This is a genomic window from Pseudomonas sp. JV245A (assembly GCF_032424515.1).
Classification (GTDB): domain Bacteria; phylum Pseudomonadota; class Gammaproteobacteria; order Pseudomonadales; family Pseudomonadaceae; genus Aquipseudomonas; species Aquipseudomonas protegens.
The window spans coordinates 1-587 of sequence record NZ_VYKE01000501.1 but is presented as its reverse complement, the minus strand read 5'-3'; the positions used below and the strand labels follow the sequence as shown (position 1 = coordinate 587).

At 68.1% G+C, this 587-nt stretch carries 1 protein-coding gene; it reads right to left on the bottom strand.

Annotated features, from left to right (window positions below; genetic code table 11):
- Nucleotides 1-477, bottom strand: a 477-nt coding sequence (locus F6S12_RS32700) for an MFS transporter (RefSeq protein ID WP_315869983.1), incomplete at its 3' end; no start/stop codon positions are given.
- Nucleotides 478-587 lie beyond the last annotated feature (110 nt).

The following is a 587-nucleotide window of genomic DNA, read 5'->3' as shown; positions in this document are numbered from 1 at the left end:
GGGCACCCCCAGGCACAGCGCGATCGGCTGGCCCACGCCCACCACCGCCAGGGCCCGGCCCTGCAACTCGGGCACCACCAGACGCCGGGCATAGCCGGCCAGCAGGCCCCAGACCAGCCCCGCCGCCATGCCCGCGGCAAAGCGCGCGGCCAGGGTCAGCAGATAGTGGGTCGACAACGCGGTCAGGCTGTTGAACAGCAACAGGCCGCCGATGGCCAGCAACAGCAAGGGCCTACGGCGCCAACTGCGAGTGGCGGCGATCAGCGGAATCACCGCCGCCACCGAGCCCAGGGCATACAGGCTGATCAACTGCCCGGCCATGGCCTCGCTGATGCCCAGGCCCTGGCTGATCTGCGGCAACAGCCCGGCAGGCAGCGTCTCAGTGACGATGGCGATGAAACCGGCCAGGGTAAAGGCCAGCAGGCGCCAGACCGGCAGCCTGCTGGAGGCGGTCGGCAAAGGTACGCAAATGTTCATGAAAGAATACTCACACAAGAAGACCAGAAATCACCGCAGGAACCGGCTTGCCGGCGAATGGGCCTCAGCCCCTGCGCCCGACTCACGGGCGCCTTCGCTGGCAAGCCAGC